Source organism: Mycolicibacter engbaekii (assembly GCF_002101585.1).
Lineage (GTDB): Bacteria > Actinomycetota > Actinomycetes > Mycobacteriales > Mycobacteriaceae > Mycobacterium > Mycobacterium engbaekii.
Genome location: NZ_LQOT01000055.1, coordinates 1 through 1,709, shown reverse-complemented (window position 1 = coordinate 1,709; position 1,709 = coordinate 1). Strand labels below are relative to the sequence as shown.

Here is a 1,709-nt window from a genome sequence, read left to right as displayed (position 1 = left end):
CGTGTGCCGCACGGACGGCAGCATCGTTATCGGGCCGGAGCCGCCCGCGTGGAAGGGGCTGAACAAACCGCACCGGCCCTGCGTGTCAGGGTGAGTTGAGTCCAGTGGTTCATAGCAACCCGCTTGCAGGGCGAGATACGGATCAACTCGAAGATGACGATTTCCAGCCCGGCTGTGGCCGGGGAGAATGCGTACATGGATTCAACACGTCCACGTGGTGGTGGCCCGCAGCGGCGGCGCTCGTTTAGCCCGGCCGACAAGCTGGCGCACCTGGCTGCTTACGAGCAGGCCCGCTCCAGCGGCGATGGTGGCGCCTACCTGCGCCGCGAGGGCCTGTACTCATCTCAGATCAGCGAGTGGCGCAAGCAACGCGACGCCGGCGTGCTCGACGGCAAGCCGGCCGGGGCGAAGCTCGGCAAGCTCACCGCCGAGCAGGCCGAGATCGCCCGGCTCAAGCGCGAACTCGACAAGACGAACAAGCGCCTGTCCACCACCGAGGTCGCCCTGGAGATCATGGGAAAAGCTCACGCGCTCTTGGAAAGTCTCTCCGAGAGCGCGGAGCCGGACAGCAAGCCGACCAAGCGCTGATGGAAGCCTGGACCGATCTGCGCGGCCACGGGATCACCACTCGGAAGGCGGCGGCGTTGACCGGCATGCACCGCTCGACGGCCCTGCGGCGGGCCAAGCCGGCTCCGGCGCCACGTGATCCGGTGGTGCGGGTGCCGGTCAACAAGCTCACCGCCGCCGAATGCGCCCGCGTGGTTGAGGTGCTCAACAGCGACCGGTTCGTCGACACCACCCCGATGCAGGCGTGGGCCACCCTGCTCGACGAAGACACCTACCTGTGCTCGATCTCGACGATGTATCGGCTCCTCAACGCCAACAAGCAGGTCAAGGAACGGCGCCGGCTGGCCCGGCACCGCAAAGCGGTCTGCCCGGAACTGGTGGCCACCGCCCCGCGGCAGGTGTACTCGTGGGACATCACCAAACTGGCTGGCCCGGTCAAAGGCGTCTACTACGACGCCTACGTGATGATCGACATCTACTCGCGCTACATCGTCGGCGTACACGTGCACGCCCGCGAATGCGGGGTGCTGACCAAGGAGATGATGGAGCAGATCTTCGGCACCTACGGCATCCCGCACGTCGTGCACGCCGACCGGGGCACCTCGATGACCAGCAACAGTGTCGCCGGACTGCTGGCGGAGCTGGGTGTGACCCGCTCGCATTCGCGGCCGAAGGTCTCCAATGACAATCCCTACAGCGAAGCCTGGTTCAAGACGCTCAAGTACGCTCCGACTTTCCCGGATCGCTTCGAATCCATCCACCACGCAAGAGATTTCATGGACTCCTTCGTGGCCTGGTACAACCACGAGCACCGGCACAGCGGCATCGGCCTGCACACCCCCGCCGACGTGTTCTACGACCTGGCCGCCGCCAAGGACACCCAGCGCCGGGCCGTGCTCGCCGACGCCCGCGCACGCCACCCGCAGCGCTACGGCCGCGATCAGGCACCCAAGATCATCGACCTACCCGAGGTCGCCGCCATCAACCCACCAAAACCCATCGAACAGGAGGACCAGACGGCAGCCGCTTAACACCCGTTGGACTCAAACACCTTGACAAATTCCGCGGCAGGACAGGCGGTGGGCGACCGCGTGGAGCCCCGAGCAGATCTCGCACAGGCTGAAGGTCGACTTCCCCGATGA

At 65.8% G+C, this 1,709-nt stretch carries 1 protein-coding gene; it reads left to right on the top strand.

Annotated features, from left to right (window positions below; translation table 11 throughout):
- Positions 1–195 precede the first annotated feature (195 nt).
- A protein-coding gene (locus tag AWC02_RS14975; protein WP_109561035.1) for an IS3 family transposase occupies positions 196–1,598 on the top strand; the annotation gives its coding sequence in 2 pieces (ribosomal slippage) (positions 196–537 and positions 540–1,598; 1,401 coding nt in all).
- Positions 1,599–1,709 lie beyond the last annotated feature (111 nt).